Annotated in this window: 14 protein-coding genes; 8 read left to right on the forward strand and 6 right to left on the reverse strand. The window is 56.6% G+C overall.

What is annotated here, in order from left to right:
* Window positions 1-2 precede the first annotated feature (2 nt).
* Window positions 3-1,517, reverse strand: coding sequence for a PLP-dependent aminotransferase family protein (locus GUC22_RS01580; RefSeq protein WP_049130725.1), 1,515 nt, complete (start codon window positions 1,515-1,517; stop codon window positions 3-5).
* A 117-nt stretch (window positions 1,518-1,634) separates the two neighbouring features.
* Here GUC22_RS01580 and GUC22_RS01585 point away from each other — a divergent pair, with 117 nt between their 5' ends.
* The 3 genes from GUC22_RS01585 (at window position 1,635) to livJ (ending at window position 5,655) form a co-directional block, all read left to right on the forward strand.
* Window positions 1,635-2,900: a 4-aminobutyrate--2-oxoglutarate transaminase gene (locus GUC22_RS01585; RefSeq protein WP_024359814.1), complete on the forward strand. Its 1,266-nt coding sequence runs from the start codon at window positions 1,635-1,637 to the stop codon at window positions 2,898-2,900.
* 150 nt (window positions 2,901-3,050) lie between these two features.
* Window positions 3,051-4,295, forward strand: coding sequence for an aromatic amino acid transport family protein (locus GUC22_RS01590; RefSeq protein WP_004133030.1), 1,245 nt, complete (start codon window positions 3,051-3,053; stop codon window positions 4,293-4,295).
* Window positions 4,296-4,551: 256 nt separating this feature from the next.
* Window positions 4,552-5,655 carry a branched chain amino acid ABC transporter substrate-binding protein LivJ gene (livJ, locus tag GUC22_RS01595; RefSeq protein ID WP_004133032.1) on the forward strand — a complete coding sequence of 368 codons (1,104 nt, stop codon included), beginning with the start codon at window positions 4,552-4,554 and terminating at the stop codon, window positions 5,653-5,655.
* Window positions 5,656-5,903: 248 nt separating this feature from the next.
* On the opposite strand, the gene panM is transcribed toward livJ, so the two are convergent.
* Entirely contained in the window at window positions 5,904-6,290 is a 387-nt protein-coding gene (gene panM / locus GUC22_RS01600) for an aspartate 1-decarboxylase autocleavage activator PanM (RefSeq protein ID WP_160183329.1), read from the reverse strand.
* A gap of 420 nt (window positions 6,291-6,710) precedes the next feature.
* On the opposite strand from panM, the gene livK reads away from it, so the two are divergent.
* Genes livK through livF form a run of 5 tightly spaced genes read left to right on the forward strand, consistent with a single transcriptional unit; the run spans window position 6,711 to window position 11,563 of the window.
* Window positions 6,711-7,820: a high-affinity branched-chain amino acid ABC transporter substrate-binding protein LivK gene (gene livK / locus GUC22_RS01610; RefSeq protein ID WP_004133035.1), complete on the forward strand. Its 1,110-nt coding sequence runs from the start codon at window positions 6,711-6,713 to the stop codon at window positions 7,818-7,820.
* Between the two features lie 60 nt (window positions 7,821-7,880).
* Window positions 7,881-8,807 (forward strand): high-affinity branched-chain amino acid ABC transporter permease LivH, encoded by a 927-nt coding sequence (gene livH / locus GUC22_RS01615; protein WP_004106541.1) that lies wholly within the window; start codon window positions 7,881-7,883, stop codon window positions 8,805-8,807.
* Window positions 8,804-10,084: a branched chain amino acid ABC transporter permease LivM gene (gene livM, locus GUC22_RS01620; protein ID WP_004126168.1), complete on the forward strand. Its 1,281-nt coding sequence runs from the start codon at window positions 8,804-8,806 to the stop codon at window positions 10,082-10,084. Before livH ends, livM begins: the two co-directional genes overlap by 4 nt.
* A complete protein-coding gene (livG, locus tag GUC22_RS01625; RefSeq protein ID WP_004126165.1) occupies window positions 10,081-10,848 on the forward strand; it encodes a high-affinity branched-chain amino acid ABC transporter ATP-binding protein LivG in 768 nt (255 codons plus the stop codon). The genes livM and livG overlap by 4 nt, the downstream gene beginning before the upstream one ends.
* A gap of 1 nt (window position 10,849) precedes the next feature.
* Window positions 10,850-11,563 carry a high-affinity branched-chain amino acid ABC transporter ATP-binding protein LivF gene (gene livF, locus GUC22_RS01630; RefSeq protein ID WP_004126158.1) on the forward strand — a complete coding sequence of 238 codons (714 nt, stop codon included), beginning with the start codon at window positions 10,850-10,852 and terminating at the stop codon, window positions 11,561-11,563.
* A gap of 44 nt (window positions 11,564-11,607) precedes the next feature.
* On the opposite strand, the gene GUC22_RS01635 is transcribed toward livF, so the two are convergent.
* The 4 genes from GUC22_RS01635 to GUC22_RS01650 all read right to left on the reverse strand — a co-directional run bounded on the left by GUC22_RS01635 (window position 11,608) and on the right by GUC22_RS01650 (window position 16,462).
* On the reverse strand, window positions 11,608-13,203 hold the full coding sequence (locus GUC22_RS01635) for a UxaA family hydrolase (protein WP_049090192.1): 1,596 nt from the start codon (window positions 13,201-13,203) through the stop codon (window positions 11,608-11,610).
* Window positions 13,204-13,236: 33 nt separating this feature from the next.
* Entirely contained in the window at window positions 13,237-14,547 is a 1,311-nt protein-coding gene (locus GUC22_RS01640; protein WP_024359817.1) for an MFS transporter, read from the reverse strand.
* Between the two features lie 18 nt (window positions 14,548-14,565).
* Window positions 14,566-15,465 (reverse strand): dihydrodipicolinate synthase family protein, encoded by a 900-nt coding sequence (locus GUC22_RS01645; protein ID WP_116944337.1) that lies wholly within the window; start codon window positions 15,463-15,465, stop codon window positions 14,566-14,568.
* A 229-nt stretch (window positions 15,466-15,694) separates the two neighbouring features.
* Window positions 15,695-16,462, reverse strand: a complete 768-nt coding sequence (locus GUC22_RS01650) for an IclR family transcriptional regulator (RefSeq protein ID WP_004870191.1) — start codon at window positions 16,460-16,462, stop codon at window positions 15,695-15,697.
* Window positions 16,463-16,589 lie beyond the last annotated feature (127 nt).

Genomic DNA, 16,589 nt, shown 5'->3' on the forward strand with positions numbered 1-16,589 from the left:
CATTACGTTGGGGCGTTTTGTTTTTCTGCCTCCGCCAGCGCCTGCGGGCAGTGCATTTTCAGGCACGCAAGCAGGATGTTGAACGCCGGCTCCATCTGCGTTTCCGGCTGCGAAGCAAAACCCATCAACAGCCCTTTCTTGCGTTGCGTTGTCAGGTAATAGCGCGACAGCGGACGCACTAAAATATTGCGTGCGTTGGCATCGCGGGCAATCGCCACGTCATCCGCCTCATCCGGCAAATTCAGGATCAGATGCAGTCCGGCATTATCGCTGAAGTCCGACAGCGCGTGCGGCCCGCAGTGCCGCTCAATCAGCTCGGTCAAAAAGACGCGACGGCGGCTGTAGAGCAGGCGCATGCGGCGAATATGCGCCGAGTAATGACCGGCGTTGATAAATTCCGCCAGCGCCAGCTGGATAAGCGAATGGCCACCGCGATAGAGCTCGGCATGGGCGTTTTTGAGTTCGGCCGCCAGCGGACGAGGCAGCACGACATAGCCCAGCCGCAGCCCCGGGTAGAGCGTCTTACTGAACGTCCCGACGTAGACCACCGGCGCTTCGGCGACTAAGCCCTGTAGCGCCGGGATCGGCTGGCCGGAAAAGCGAAACTCGCTGTCGTAATCATCCTCCACAATCCAGCTGCCGTGCTGATGGGCCAGCGTGAGCAGGCGCTGTCGGCGCTCAAGGCTCATTACCGCGCCGAGGGGATACTGATGGGACGGCGTCACGAAGATCAGCCGCGGCGCTTCGGCTATGCTTTCGGGCGGACACAGGCCGCTGGCATCAACCACCACGGGCTCGGCCCGCACTTCATTCATCGCCAGCACATGGCGAATGCCCCAGTAGGACGGCTCCTCCACCCAGGCGAGATCGCCGCGGTCGCACAGCATGCGGGTGATCAGGTCGATAGCCTGGTGGATCCCTTCGGTGATAAGAATTTGATCTGCCTGACACTGAACGCCGCGCGCTACTCTCAGATAGTCCACCAACGCGTGCTGTAGCTCGGCCGTTCCGCCGTTACAGCTGTAGCTGAGCTGTTCCGGTTTTGGACGGCGGCTGATACGCGCCTGGATTTTACTGAACAGCGGATGGGGAAACGCGTTGACGTCCGGTACACCGGGGATAAATGCCCCCCACTGACGCGGGCTGGCGCTGACCTGTCCCAGCAGATGCTGGCCGCGCCGGGAGATAGGCGCGCTGGTTGCCGGCGCCGGGCTGCTTTCACTGGCGCTGCTGGCGGGAAGGAACATATCGGGCAGCGTTTTCGCGACGAATGTTCCGCTGCCGCGACGGGACACGACGTACCCCTCGGCCAGTAGTTGTTCATAAACTGTTAAAATTGTGTTGCGGGACATTCTCAGCTCCCCCGCCAGATCCCGCGACGGCGGCAGGCGGCTATGGGGCGGCAGAGAACCATCCAGAATGGCGTGGCGAATCGCCTTGTAAAGGCGCTTGTGCAGGAGCGGATCGGTTTCTTTCTGCAATCTGACCAGCACCAGGTCTGCGATGAGCGAACGCAATTGGATCCCTCAGATAATCTGAATTGGTACTCGATTATAGGGCCAAATCCTGTGTAAATAAACGACATAGTTTCGGATTTGTTGCGATAACGTGACACACATGACAGGAGATTCCCGGTGAAAAGTTCAGAACTGAATCAGCGTCGCCAGCAGGCGACTCCGCGCGGCGTAGGGGTAATGTGCAGCTACTTTGTTGAGAAAGCAGAGAACGCTACGCTGTGGGATATTGAAGGGAATGAGGTGATTGATTTCGCCGCCGGCATCGCGGTGCTGAATACCGGCCATCGGCACCCTAAAATCATTGCCGCCGTTGAACAACAGCTGCAGGCCTTTACCCATACTGCTTATCAGATTGTCCCGTACGAAAGCTACGTCACGCTGGCCGAGCGGATTAACGCGCTGGCGCCGATTGACGGTCCGGCAAAAACGGCGTTCTTTACCACCGGGGCGGAAGCGGTTGAAAACGCAGTGAAAATTGCGCGCGCTTATACCGGTCGTCCGGGGTTGATTACCTTCGGCGGCGGATTCCACGGCCGCACGTTTATGACCATGGCGCTGACCGGTAAAGTGGCGCCTTATAAGATTGGTTTCGGTCCGTTCCCGGGATCGGTGTATCACGCAGTCTACCCTAATGCCGCCCATGGCATTACCACCGCTGACGCGATGAAAAGCCTGGATCGTATTTTTAAAGCCGATATCGCGGCCGACCAGGTGGCGGCGATTGTGCTGGAGCCGATTCAGGGGGAAGGCGGCTTTAACGTCGCCCCGCCTGAGTTTATGCAGGCGCTGCGCGCGCTGTGCGATACCCACGGCATTCTGCTGATTGCCGATGAAGTACAAACCGGCTTTGCGCGCACCGGCAAGCTGTTTGCGATGCAGCACTATGATGTGAAGCCTGACCTGATGACGATGGCTAAAAGCCTGGCCGGCGGTTTCCCGCTCTCCGGCGTGGTCGGTCGCGCCGAGGTGATGGATGCGCCTGCGCCGGGCGGTCTGGGCGGTACCTATGCCGGTAACCCGCTGGCGGTCGCGGCTGCGCACGCGGTGCTGGACGTGATTGAAGAAGAGCAACTGTGCCAGCGCGCTGAGCGCTTAGGCAGCCATCTGAAAGAAGTGCTGAATCAGGCGCGTCAAAGCTGCCCGGCCATTGCGGACGTACGCGGCCAGGGGTCGATGGTGGCGGTGGAGTTTAACGATCCGCAAACCGGCGAGCCGTCGGCGGAGATCACTCGTCAAATCCAGCAAAAAGCCCAGGAGAACGGTCTGCTGCTGCTGAGCTGCGGCGTCTACGGCAACGTCATTCGCTTCCTCTATCCGTTAACGATTCCAGATGCGCAGTTTACGAAGGCGCTGGATATTCTGGCCCGCGTGCTGAAGCCCTAACTTTTCGCCCGGTCAGACTGCGGCGGCAGGGAAGCCGAAGAGAAACAGGATGCCGCGTTCTGGCCAGTCATGCTCAGCGTGAGTGGTTTATCACCCTGATATCACCTTTTTTCCGGCAGCGGATGTTGCCGGAATAAAACGGAAAATATTATGTCTGACAACTCCACCTTTTCTCCGGTTCTGACGAGCCGGGAGCGTACCGCTGTACCTGCAAAATCTCTGAGTTTCATTGAAGGCGTGTCGATGATCGTCGGCACCAATATCGGCGCTGGGGTGCTATCCATCGCCTATGCCTCCAGCAAAGCGGGCTTTCTGCCGCTGCTGTTTTGGCTGATCGTTGTCGGTAGCCTGACAACCGTTACGATGCTCTACGTCGCGGAGTCGACGCTGCGCACGCGTAAGCATCTGCAGCTTAGCGGCCTGTCGCAGCGCTACGTCGGCCGCTTTGGCGCGCTGATGATGTTCCTCTCCGTTTGCGTCAACAGCGTCGGCGCGCTGACGGCTTATATGACCGGCAGCGGTAAACTCCTGCATTCGTTATTCGGCATCTCGCCGGCCCTCGGCAGCGCGCTATTTTTTATTCCCGCGGCCGGAGTGCTTTATCTTGGCCTGAAGGCGATTGGCCGGGGTGAAAAATTCATTAGTATCGGCATGGTCGTCATGATCGCCATTCTTGTCGCCGCCACGTTGCTGCAAGAGACCGCCAGCGTGGGGTATTTACTCGACGGTAACTGGCTGTATATGGTGCCAGTATTTAACGTCGTCGCCTTCTGCTTCTCCGCGCAGTATATCGTGCCGGAAATGGCGCGCGGTTTCGCTGATAAACCGGAGAAACTGCCGAAGGCCATTATGGTAGGGATGCTGTTAACCTTTTGCCTGCTGGCGCTGGTCCCGCTTTCGGTGATTGCGTTAAGCGGGTTGGATAATATTTCTGATGTGGCGACCATTTCCTGGGGCAGGGCGCTCGGCGAGTGGGCTTTCTTCTCGGCAAATCTCTTTGCGCTCTGCGCGATGCTGACTTCCTATTGGGGACTGGGCGGAAGTTTCCTGACCAATATTTTCGATCAGTTTCGCCTGGGCAACGACGAGCAGCCGTTCAAACGCTTTAAGGTGCTGCTGGTGGTCGCCGTGCCGCCATTTATTCTGGCCTACAGCGGGATGGTGTCCTTCGTGAACGCGCTCTATTTTGCCGGGGTATTTAGCGGGGTGATTTTGTCCATCATGCCGATCCTTATCCTGAAAGGTTCGCGGCGGCAGGGGGATATCACTCCCGGCTGGACCTGCCCGGCGCTGATAACGCACCCGTTCATCCAGATCTTCATCGTATTGCTCTATCTTTGCAGCGCCGTCTACGCCATCGCTTCTGCCTTTGGCTATCTGCCCGCGGGCTGGTAGTCGCGTTGCTCATGCCACCGCGTTCGGTTTATTCCGGCGCGGGTTTTTATTTGTCACTTATCTGTTACATACTCCGCAATTTTATCGTTTCCAATTCTCCTGAATGACGGTATGTTTAGCATAGTGTGCTGCAAAAGCGCAGGCAGCAGACCCTAATCTAACTATCATATGCTTTTCTTATGTGTCTAATTAGAATAATGCGCTAATAAACAACATCACAACAAATGCAAAAACCATAATAATGGGGAGCCTCAGGATGAATATGAAGGGTAAAGCGTTACTGGCAGGATGTATTGCCTTAATCATGAGCGGTACGGCAATGGCCGAAGATATCAAAGTCGCCGTCGTTGGCGCGATGTCCGGTCCGGTAGCGCAGTACGGCGACCAGGAGTTTACTGGCGCTGAGCAGGCCATTGCCGATATCAACGCCAAAGGCGGCATAAAAGGCAATAAGCTGCAGATGGTAAAATACGACGACGCCTGTGACCCGAAACAAGCGGTTGCCGTCGCTAACAAAGTGATTAACGACGGTATCAAGTACGTTATCGGCCACCTGTGCTCTTCTTCCACTCAGCCGGCGTCTGATATCTATGAAGATGAAGGCGTGCTGATGATCACCCCGGCCGCCACCGCGCCGGAGCTGACGGCCCGCGGCTATCACCTGATTCTGCGCACTACCGGTCTGGACTCCGATCAGGGGCCAACCGCTGCCAAATATATCCTGGAGAAAGTGAAGCCGCAGCGCATCGCGATTGTCCACGACAAGCAGCAGTACGGCGAGGGTCTGGCCCGCGCGGTGCAGGACAACCTGAAGAAGGGCGGCGCCAACGTGGTGTTCTTTGACGGCATCACCGCCGGTGAGAAAGACTTCTCTACCCTGGTGGCGCGTCTGAAGAAAGAGAACATCGACTTCGTCTACTACGGCGGCTACCACCCGGAGATGGGGCAGATCCTGCGTCAGTCTCGCGCCGCTGGCCTGAAAACGCAGTTTATGGGGCCGGAAGGGGTAGCGAACGTGTCCCTGTCTAATATCGCGGGCGCTTCTGCGGAAGGTATGCTGGTGACTAAGCCGAAGAACTACGACCAGGTGCCGGCGAACAAACCGATTGTGGATGCGATCAAAGCGAAGAAACAGGATCCGAGCGGCGCGTTCGTGTGGACCACCTATGCCGCGCTGCAGTCGCTGCAGGCAGGTCTGAATCAGTCAGAAGATCCGGCTGAAATCGCCAAATATCTGAAAGGGGCTACGGTCGATACCGTAATGGGGCCGCTCACCTGGAACGAGAAGGGCGACCTGAAGGGCTTCGAGTTCGGCGTGTTTACCTGGCATGCTAATGGTACGGCGACCGACGCCAAATAATTTAACCTGCGCCTTTCACGCCGCAGAGGCGTTGTCTGCGCCCCTCAACCCCGGTCACTTACTGATGTAAGCTTCCGGGGTTGAGGGGCTTGACGCCTTTCTGCATCGCGGAATGCTGGGTTAAATAGACGAACACGCCCTGCTGACGCTTAGCTGAGTGGGCTACAGATTTGCAAACATCTGCGAGTCGGTAGCCAGGATAAGGCGTTCAGCCGCAATCCGGGAATATTCGGCCTTATTTCGCCGATTTAGTGATTTTTTACCCAACCGCCGGTTTGCGCGCTAAAGCCCAGCGCCTGCATAAACGCCGCCATCACGCCGTGGTCTTCCACGCCGACATCCGCGATCCGCCAGCTGGTGATTTCTGGATTATCCTTTAGCGCTTGTTCCACTAAATATTGTCCGACGCCGCGACGGCGGGTCACTTCACGCACGCACAGCGCGCCGAGCTCGCCCTCAACGCCGTTCAGCGTTACGCGAACCGCTGCCAGCAGGCGCTCATTGAAGCGGGCGGCATAAATACGATGGCTCTCATCTAACGGCAGCGCCGCGAGATCCTGCGACGGCCAGATTTTACCTAAGTCGATGCGATCCTGATCGCTGAAGTGCTGTAAACGAATAATGGTCAGTTTCATACGCGAGGGTCCAGTCAAAACGGATGCGTTAGTGTATCCAAATTCCCCGCCGGGCGGAGCGCCCTTTTTTGCCTGTTCATCAGGGGATTCGTTTTCCTGGAAGGAGCAGGGTAGTGCAATTCATCATGGATCGAAAAATAAGCAGAATTTTAACCTGATATGTAGCGTTTTATTCCGCCTTATGTATCGTTATTTTATGCTGTTTACTGGACTTTTTTTGTTTATCTTCCAGCAAATACAGAATATTATCTTTGCTTAATCGCCTGAAAAATAGAGATTTTACTCTGGATTCAGGCAAAAAACATCGCTAAACCATTAAAGATAATGGTAAAAGTAGCGTTGTTTAATAAAAGCACAGAATGCTTTTTAACCATAAAAATACAAAATATTTACACCACATCACGAACGGGGTTCTGCAGCATGAAAAGGAACGCGAAAACGGTTATCGCGGGGTTAGTCGCACTGGCGATGTCCCAGGCGGCTTTTGCCAAAGATATTAAGGTCGCCGTTGTTGGCGCAATGTCTGGCCCGGTAGCCCAGTGGGGCGATATGGAATTCAACGGCGCGCGCCAGGCGATCAAAGATATTAACGCCCAGGGCGGCATCAAGGGCGATAAGCTGGTTGCCGTGGAGTACGATGACGCCTGCGACCCGAAACAGGCCGTTGCGGTGGCGAATAAAATCGTCAATGACGGTATTCAGTACGTTATCGGCCACCTGTGTTCTTCTTCCACTCAGCCGGCATCCGATATCTATGAAGATGAAGGCATTCTGATGATCTCCCCGGGAGCAACCAACCCGGAGCTGACCCAGCGCGGCTATCAGTACATCATGCGTACCGCCGGTCTGGACTCTTCGCAGGGGCCGACCGCCGCAAAATACATCATGGAAACCGTCAAACCGCAGCGTATTGCTATCATTCATGATAAGCAGCAGTACGGTGAAGGCCTGGCGCGTTCTGTCCAGGAGAGCCTGAAAAAAGGCGGCGCGAATATCGTCTTCTTCGACGGCATTACCGCCGGTGAAAAAGACTTCTCCGCGCTGCTGGCGCGCCTGAAAAAAGAGAATATCGACTTCGTTTACTACGGCGGTTACTACCCGGAAATGGGCCAGATGCTGCGCCAGGCGCGCTCCGTGGGCCTGAAAACCGTGTTTATGGGCCCGGAAGGCGTGGGTAACGCGTCGCTGTCCAACATCGCGGGCGATGCGGCGGAAGGGATGCTGGTCACGATGCCGAAACGCTATGACCAGGACCCGGCCAACAGCGCTATCGTTGACGCGCTCAAAGCAGAGAAGAAAGACCCGAGCGGTCCGTATGTCTGGATCACCTATGCCGCCGTGCAGTCTCTGGCGCAGGCGATGGACCGGGCCGCAAGCCAGGAGCCGCTGGATTTAATCAAAGATCTGAAAGCTCACGGCGCGAAAACCGTGATTGGGCCGCTGAATTGGGACGAAAAAGGCGATTTGAAGGGATTTGAGTTTGGTGTCTTCCAGTGGCACGCGGACGGGTCATCCACCCTCGCGAAATAAGCCATAAGACAAGTTATCCCACCGCCCGCGCAAAGCGGGCGGGTAGAAAAAGGTTACCTTATGTCCGAGCAGTTTCTCTATTTTCTGCAGCAGATGTTTAACGGCGTCACGCTGGGAAGCACCTACGCGCTGATTGCCATCGGCTATACCATGGTGTACGGCATTATCGGCATGATCAACTTCGCCCACGGCGAGGTCTATATGATTGGCAGCTACGTCTCCTTCATGATCATTGCCGCCCTGATGATGATGGGCATTGATACCAGCTGGCTGCTGGTCGCCGCCGGATTCGTCGGCGCTATCGTCATTGCCAGCGCCTACGGCTGGAGTATCGAACGCGTGGCCTACCGGCCCGTGCGCAGCTCCAAACGCCTGATTGCGCTGATCTCCGCCATCGGGATGTCCATCTTCCTGCAAAACTACGTCAGCCTGACGGAAGGTTCGCGCGATGTCGCGCTGCCAAGCCTGTTTAACGGCCAGTGGACGGTGGGCAGCAGCGACAACTTCTCCGCGACCATTACCACCATGCAGCTGGTTATCTGGGTGGTGACGTTTATCGCGATGCTGGCGCTGACGCTGTTTATCCGCTATTCCCGCATGGGGCGCGCCTGCCGCGCCTGCGCGGAAGATCTGAAAATGGCCAGCCTGCTCGGGATTAACACCGACCGCGTGATTGCGCTGACGTTTGTTATCGGCGCGGCAATGGCGGCGGTTGCCGGGGTTCTGCTCGGTCAGTTTTACGGCGTTATCAACCCGTACATCGGCTTTATGGCCGGGATGAAGGCCTTCACCGCTGCGGTTCTTGGCGGTATCGGCAGCATTCCTGGGGCGATGATCGGCGGGCTGATCCTCGGTATCGCCGAAGCGCTCTCTTCTGCCTATCTCAGCACGGAATATAAAGACGTGGTCTCCTTCGCGCTGCTGATCCTGGTTCTACTGGTGATGCCTACCGGTATCCTGGGTCGTCCGGAGGTAGAAAAAGTATGAAACCGATGCATTTTGCGATGGCACTGCTGTCCGCGGTGATGTTCTTTATTCTGGCGGGCGTCTTTATGGGCGTGCAGCTGGAGCTGGACGGCACCAAACTGGTGGTGGATACCGCCGCCGATATCCGCTGGCAGTGGATCTATATCGGTACCGCAGTGGTCTTCTTCTTCCAGCTGCTGCGTCCTGTTTTCCAGAAAACCATTAAGAACGTCTCAGGGCCGAAGTTTATTCTGCCGGCTATCGACGGTTCGACGGTAAAACAGAAGCTGTTCCTGATCGCCCTGCTGGTTATCGCCGTGGCGTGGCCGTTTATGGTGTCGCGCGGGACGGTGGATATCGCTACCCTGACGATGATCTATATCATCCTCGGCCTGGGACTTAACGTGGTGGTGGGGCTTTCCGGCCTGTTAGTGCTGGGCTACGGCGGCTTTTATGCCATCGGCGCCTATACCTTTGCGCTACTGAACCACTATTACGGCCTGGGGTTCTGGACCTGTCTGCCGCTGGCGGGGCTGGTGTCGGCGGCAGCGGGCTTCCTGCTTGGCTTCCCGGTCCTGCGTCTGCGCGGCGACTATCTGGCGATTGTCACGCTCGGCTTCGGCGAAATCGTGCGCATCCTGCTGCTTAACAACACCGAAATAACCGGCGGCCCGAACGGCATTAGCCAGATCCCAAAACCGACGCTCTTCGGCCTTGAATTTAGCCGCAGCGCCCGTGAAGGCGGCTGGGATACGTTCAGCAACTTCTTTGGCGTGAAGTACGACCCCTCCGATCGCGTCATTTTCCTCTACCTGGTCGCTCTGCTGCTGGTGGTGTTAAGCCTGTTCGTGATTAACCGCCTGCTGCGGATGCCGCTGGGCCGCGCGTGGGAAGCGCTGCGCGAAGATGAGATCGCCTGTCGCTCGCTGGGTCTCAGCCCGACGCGCATCAAGCTGACCGCCTTTACCATCAGCGCCGCGTTTGCCGGTTTTGCCGGCACCCTGTTCGCCGCCCGTCAGGGCTTCGTCAGCCCGGAATCCTTTACCTTCGCCGAGTCGGCCTTTGTGCTGGCGATTGTGGTTCTCGGCGGTATGGGTTCGCAGTTCGCGGTGATCCTGGCGGCGGTTCTGCTGGTAGTCTCGCGCGAGCTGATGCGTGATTTCAATGAATACAGCATGCTGATGCTGGGTGCGCTGATGGTACTGATGATGATCTGGCGTCCGCAGGGGCTTCTGCCGATGACCCGTCCACAGCTGAAGCTGAAAAATGGGCAGGCCAAAGAAGGAGAGCAGGCATGAGTCAGCCATTATTATCCGTAAACGGTCTGATGATGCGTTTTGGCGGCCTGCTGGCGGTCAACAACGTGTCGCTGGAGCTGCGCGAGCGGGAAATCGTTTCGCTTATCGGCCCTAACGGCGCGGGCAAAACCACCGTCTTCAACTGCCTGACCGGTTTCTATAAGCCAACCGGCGGCACCATTATGCTGCGCGACCAGCACCTGGAAGGGCTGCCGGGCCAGCAGATCGCCCGCATGGGCGTGGTGCGAACTTTCCAGCACGTGCGTCTGTTCCGCGAAATGACGGTGATTGAAAACCTGCTGGTGGCGCAGCATCAGCAGCTGAAAACCGGGGTTTTCTCCGGCCTGCTGAAGACGCCATCCTTCCGCCGCGCCCAGAGCGAGGCGCTCGATCGCGCCGCGACCTGGCTTGAGCGTATCGGCCTGCTTGAACACGCCAACCGTCAGGCCAGTAACCTGGCCTACGGCGACCAGCGTCGTCTGGAGATTGCCCGCTGTATGGTGACTCAGCCGGAAATCCTGATGCTGGATGAACCGGCGGCGGGGCTGAACCCGAAAGAGACCAAAGAGCTGGACGAACTGATCGCCGAGCTGCGCAGCCATCACAACACCACTATCCTGCTGATTGAGCACGATATGAAGCTGGTGATGGGCATTTCCGACCGTATTTACGTGGTAAACCAGGGTACGCCGCTGGCCAACGGTACGCCGGAAGAGATCCGCAACAACCCGGACGTGATCCGCGCATACCTTGGTGAGGCATAAGATGGAAAAAGTGATGTTATCTTTTGACAACGTCAGCGCGCACTACGGCAAGATCCAGGCGCTGCACAACGTCAGCCTGCATATCAATCAGGGAGAGATTGTCACCCTGATTGGCGCGAACGGCGCGGGGAAAACCACCCTGCTGGGCACCCTGTGCGGCGACCCGCGCGCCTCCAGCGGACGCGTGGTGTTCGACGGTAAAGATATTACCGACTGGCAGACGGCGAAAATCATGCGCGAAGCGGTGGCGATTGTACCGGAAGGGCGTCGCGTCTTCTCGCGGATGACGGTGGAAGAGAACCTGGCGATGGGCGGTTTCTTTGCCGACCGCGACCAGTTCCAGACCCGCATCAAGTGGGTCTATGAGCTGTTTCCGCGCCTGCATGAGCGTCGGGTTCAGCGGGCGGGCACCATGTCCGGCGGCGAGCAGCAGATGCTGGCCATCGGTCGCGCACTAATGAGCCAGCCGCGCCTGCTGCTGTTGGATGAGCCTTCGCTCGGTCTGGCGCCGATCATCATTCAACAAATCTTCGACACCATTGAACAGCTGCGCGAGCAGGGGATGACCATCTTCCTCGTCGAGCAGAACGCCAACCAGGCGCTGAAGCTGGCCGACCGCGGCTACGTGCTGGAAAACGGCCACGTGGTGCTGGAGGATACCGGCGACGCGCTGCTGGCGAATGAAGCGGTACGTAGCGCCTATCTGGGCGGCTAGTGAAGTCAAAAAGCCCGGCGTCTGCCGGGCGTTTTGCTGGATTCCTACAGCTCCAGAGAGCGCTTCCACAACATAAAATCATACTGTTCGAGCGCATCCGCTTTGGTGCGCCAGGTTCCGCTGGCGGTGGCGATGATTTTCTCAAACAGGCCGTCGGCGATGTCCGCCAGCGGCGTACCTTCGATAATCGGCCCGCAGTCATAATCGATAATGTCCGGCATCTTTTTCGCCAGCGCGGAGTTGGTTGAAACCTTAAGCACCGGCACGATAGGGTTCCCCGTCGGCGTACCTAACCCGGTTGAGAAGATCACCACGTTGCACCCCGCCGCGACCAGGCCCGTTACCGCATCCACATCGTTGCCTGGCGTACAGACCAGCGAAAGGCCGCTTTCTCCCATCGGTTCGGCATAGTCGCATACCGCGCTTACCGGCGCCCTGCCGCCTTTTTTCGCCGCGCCGGCGGATTTGATAGCGTCAGTGATCAGCCCATCGGCAATGTTTCCCGGGCTGGGATTATCGGCGATGGTGGTGCCGAAGAAGTTCGCGACATGCTCATAGTTTTTCATCAGCGACAGAAACTTCTCTTTCAGCTCGCGGGTCGTGCAGCGCTGAACGATATCCCCTTCCGCGCCGCACAGCTCGGGGAATTCCGCCAGCCCCGACGCGCCGCCGAGGGCGACAAGACGATCTGAAACCTCACCCATCGCCGGGTTTGCGCTGATCCCCGAGAAACCGTCGGAGGCGCCGCACTTCACGCCGATTTTGAGCCGGGAGAGCGGGACGTTCTGCCGCTCGGCGACGGGGGCTTCGCGGATCGCGTTATAGGTTTCGGTCAACGCATCCTGCATCATTTTTTCTTCGCTACTCCAGTCCTGCTGCCTGAAATAAATAATCGGTTTGCTGAAGTTCGGGTTGCGCTTCGCCAGCGCGGCCTTGAAATCGACAATTCGCGCTTTTTCACAGCCGAGGGCAAAGACCGTCACCCCAAGAACGTTGGGATGATCGGAATAGGCGGCCAGCACGTCGCACATGGTCATGCTGTCCGAGGTGGCGCCGCCGCAGCCGGAGTTGACGGTAATACAGCGGATACCGTCAAGATGCGGGAAGGGCAGATGCCGGGTATCGTTTAAGGCCCCCGCCGAGGTCACCTGGCGAGCAAAATTTTTCAGGCCGTTATTGGCGTAGCCGAGAGCGTCGTTTAATGCGTCGGTGACGCGCTGAACGTTGCGGTTTTCACAGAATACCAGCGGAATGACCAGCCAGTAGTTCGCGGTGGCGACCCGGCCATCTTCACGAACGATCCCCTTAAACGTCCGCTGCTGCCAGGCGGACACATCGGGCTGCTGCCAGTCATAAGGCGCGACGTCGTCAAGCGAAACCTGGGCCGCGTAGTGTTTGATATTGTCGGTAGTGATGGCTTCGCCGCGGGCAATGGGCCGCGTCGCTTTGCCGACCGGTACGCCGTACAGCGAAACGATATCGCCGGGCGCAATATCCTCGGTGGCGAATTTATGCTTGGCTTTGACATCGCTACGCAGAACGTAGGCTTCATCGTTCCAGTTTACCTGCTGCTCTTTGCGTAAGTCCTGCAGCGCAACGATCAGGTTATCGGTAGGGTCAATTTTTAAGATGGTCTGCATGTTATTTATCCTTTGTTATACGCGCGTCAGGACTTAGTGATGGGGGACCGCGACGCCGTTTGTCGCTTTTCTTCCCGCGAGGGCGGCAATCAGCAGCGCACAGCAGACGGTGATAAGCGACAAGGCGACCAGCCCCGCCGAATCGTTGCCGAAGAAGGCATCGACCTCAACGCGAATCAGCGGCGCGAGGAAGCTGCAAAATGCGCCCATGGTGGTGCAAAAGCCGATACTGGCGGCCAGCGCTGAGCCTGACACAATCTGCGCCGGGAAAGTCCAGAAGATAGGTTGCACGGAGAGGAAGCCGATGGCCGATAGCGAGAGCGCGGCAATGGCGAGTACCGGGCCGGACCAGGCGGAAACAAACAGCCCCAGCGCCGCAGCCAGCATACAGATGACCGAAATCAGTACCCGGCGGGCCGGCATTTTGTCCGCCAGACGCGGAATGTAATAGACGCCGACGGCGGAGCAGGCCCAGGGAATGGCGGCGACCAGCGACTCCTTAAAGCCGAGCGTGGAGCCCATTAGCGAGGCGACTTGCGAAGGCAGGAAGAACATCAGCCCGTAAACGCTGATCTGGATGGTGCCGTAGATCAGCGCCAGGTGCCAGACTTTCAGGCTTTTCAGCGCGGTGCCGACGCTGCTGGTTTCCGTCTGCCGCTGCTCCTGCTGAAGCTGGGCAATCAGCGCCTTTTTCTCTTCGTCGTTGAGGAAGCGCGCTTTGGCTGGCGTATCGTCAAGCCAGAACCAGGCGAAGATCCCCATGATGACCGCCGGAATGCCTTCGATAAAGAACATCCAGAACCAGCCGGGCCTGCCGAGGAAGCCGTGCATTTCCAGAAGCGCCCCGGAGATAGGCGAGCCTAAGGTTAACGCCAGCGGTACGCCGAGTACGAAAATACCGACGACGGAGGCGCGAACTTTATTGGGAAAGTAGATGGAGGCCAGCAGCAGGATACCGGGATAAAAACCGGCTTCGCCTAATCCCAGTAAAAAGCGCAGAACGATAAACTGGGTTTCCGTCTGCACCAGCCCGGTAAGGGCAGAGAGGACGCCCCACAGCACGGTGGTGATACTTAACCATTTCTGTGCACCAATTTTATTCAAAATCAGGTTGGCAGGAATGCCAAACAGCGCATAGGCGGCGAAAAAGATCCCCGCGCCGAGAGCAAAAGCGGAATTGGAGAGCCCAATATCCACCTGCATCGCCTCTTTGGCGAATCCCACGTTCACCCTGTCGATAAAGGCGATGAAGTACAAAATAAACATCAGCGGCACCAGACGCTTCCATGATTTGGTAATCGCTGAATTGAGGGCCGGATTATCGTAAGCTGTGATGGTTTTCATAATACCTCCACGTAGGGGTCAGGCATTAATTTCAATACCCGCACGGGAAAGTATCCGCTGAATACTTTCGGTCTGGCAGGTGGCGAGCGAGCTAAACGGTGGCGTGCAGCGGTCGGACTGAATAATTCCGCGCAGCTGTAATGCTTTTTTAAATGTTGGAATGAACGGATCGTTAACCGCGTAAATATCCATTAACCCATCCACTTTTTGTTGATACCGCCTAATTTGCGGTAAATCGTTATCGCTAAATGCCTGCATCCAGTCGCGGAATAGCTCAGGGCAAATATTGGATAACCCGCCGATACATCCATTGCCTCCTGACAGGACATTGTGCGCGAAGTTATTGTCATAACCGGCGTAGACTTCAAAATACGGCAGCTCAGATTTTACCTGGCGAATCACCTGCGACGTATGATTGGTGTCCGGAATAGTATCTTTAAGACCGATAATGTTTGGGAACTCTCTGGCGAGTCGTAAACAGACCTCCGGCGAGACGGAATAGCCGGTGCGCTCCGGAAAGTTATAGATGAATATTTTGGCGGCGGTGCGGCGAGCAATCTGGCTATAAAAGGTATAAATGCCTTCATCCGTCAGGCGGAAGTACCACGGGCTGATAATCATGACGCCATCCAGCCCGCACTCATCAGCGTAGTTTGCCAGCTCTACGCATTCATCGATATCCATGCGGCTGGTGCCCGCATAGGCCTTTATTCCCTGACGGGGGAATTCTGCCGCCATTTGAATTATCTGACGGGATGTTTTCATATCCAGCGAGAAAAACTCGCCGGTACTGCCCATGACGACAAATCCCGATACGCTGTTTTTAATGAAATCGTACAGGCGAAAGTTTCCGTCAGGATCCAGCCTGCCCTGCTCATCAAAAACCGTTATTGCCGGGGTGATATAACGACTTTGCATATTTAACCTCTTTGTTTGTTCGTATATACAAACTGTGTTTGTATTTGCGATTAGGCATAAGTAAACATGCCCTCGACGTGAAGTCAAATGACGCAAAAGACGTATGGATGATTGGTTAAATCAATGAATAGACGGGGAATTATGCAGAAGAATCGGGCGCCGCGGTGGATCATTAAATATCGGTATTGTGTGGGTAATCACAATTACGCTGGCGCCGTTGGCGAATAAATCAGTAATTTTTGATATCCGGCAGCTTGTTGAGCACGCTCTCAATACGACCCTTTGCCTCTTTTAACGCGCGAATGACCTGCTGCGTTTTCTCATCGCTGGCGCGGAAAGAGGGCAAGGAGACGCTGATCGCCGCCAGAATGACGCCTTTCTGCAGCAGCGGCACCGCGAAGCAAATAGTGTCATCGTTGATTTCCCGATCGTCCATGGCATAACCGCTGGCGGCGACCCGTTCCAGCTGCTGGCGAAGCTGAGCCATATTGGTCACGCTGCGGGCGGTAACGGAGGGGAAACCCTGCGGATAGAGCTCAAGAATCTCTTCGTCGCGGTGCTTATGCAGCAGCGCCTTGCCCAGCGCAGAGCAGATCGCCGGAAGGCGAGTCCCTACCTTAGAGACCAGCTGCACGGTTTGGTCGCCCTGGACTTTATCAACATAGAGCACCCAGGCGTCATCCAGAATGCCGAGCTGACAAACTTCATTGCATTCGTTGACCACCGCGTGCATTTCGCTATTGATCGTTTTCAGCCAGAACTCTTTTTCCACCGTTGAGCTGGCCAGCACCGCGCATGAGATACCCAGCGTGTAAATACCGTTGCGATCGTCGTGGCTGATATATTTCCGGTACTGCAGTGATTTGAGGATCGGGAAAATGGTTCCCTTTGAAATATCCGTCTTGAGCGATAGCTCGGAAAGCGTCATTCCGTCCGCGTTGGCTAAGGTTTCCAGAATGAGTAAAACGCGCTCGGTAGGTTTATGCAGCGTCTTCATATTTTTCCTTGTGACGGCTCGCCGGAGAGTGCTCTTTAACGAACCCTATTTAACTACAGATCCCTGATTATCTGTAGTCTGCGCGGGCGCTCTTTTTCGCTTTGCCATTTCCCTGCCACTTTTTTTT

Origin of the sequence: Klebsiella sp. MPUS7 (assembly GCF_009905335.1) — a bacterium.
Classification (GTDB): Bacteria; Pseudomonadota; Gammaproteobacteria; order Enterobacterales; family Enterobacteriaceae; genus Klebsiella; species Klebsiella grimontii.

What these genes read in the sequence shown, in the direction of transcription:
- panM (WP_160183329.1), bottom strand. Translation starts at nt 6,290, where the DNA reads ATGAAACTGACCATTATTCGTTTACAGCACTTCAGCGATCAGGATCGC.
- livG (WP_004126165.1), top strand. Translation starts at nt 10,081, where the DNA reads ATGAGTCAGCCATTATTATCCGTAAACGGTCTGATGATGCGTTTTGGC.
- livF (WP_004126158.1), top strand. Translation starts at nt 10,850, where the DNA reads ATGGAAAAAGTGATGTTATCTTTTGACAACGTCAGCGCGCACTACGGC.
- GUC22_RS01645 (WP_116944337.1), bottom strand. Translation starts at nt 15,465, where the DNA reads ATGCAAAGTCGTTATATCACCCCGGCAATAACGGTTTTTGATGAGCAG.
- GUC22_RS01650 (WP_004870191.1), bottom strand. Translation starts at nt 16,462, where the DNA reads ATGAAGACGCTGCATAAACCTACCGAGCGCGTTTTACTCATTCTGGAA.
- livK (WP_004133035.1), top strand. Translation starts at nt 6,711, where the DNA reads ATGAAAAGGAACGCGAAAACGGTTATCGCGGGGTTAGTCGCACTGGCG.
- GUC22_RS01640 (WP_024359817.1), bottom strand. Translation starts at nt 14,547, where the DNA reads ATGAAAACCATCACAGCTTACGATAATCCGGCCCTCAATTCAGCGATT.
- livH (WP_004106541.1), top strand. Translation starts at nt 7,881, where the DNA reads ATGTCCGAGCAGTTTCTCTATTTTCTGCAGCAGATGTTTAACGGCGTC.
- livM (WP_004126168.1), top strand. Translation starts at nt 8,804, where the DNA reads ATGAAACCGATGCATTTTGCGATGGCACTGCTGTCCGCGGTGATGTTC.
- GUC22_RS01635 (WP_049090192.1), bottom strand. Translation starts at nt 13,203, where the DNA reads ATGCAGACCATCTTAAAAATTGACCCTACCGATAACCTGATCGTTGCG.
- livJ (WP_004133032.1), top strand. Translation starts at nt 4,552, where the DNA reads ATGAATATGAAGGGTAAAGCGTTACTGGCAGGATGTATTGCCTTAATC.
- GUC22_RS01590 (WP_004133030.1), top strand. Translation starts at nt 3,051, where the DNA reads ATGTCTGACAACTCCACCTTTTCTCCGGTTCTGACGAGCCGGGAGCGT.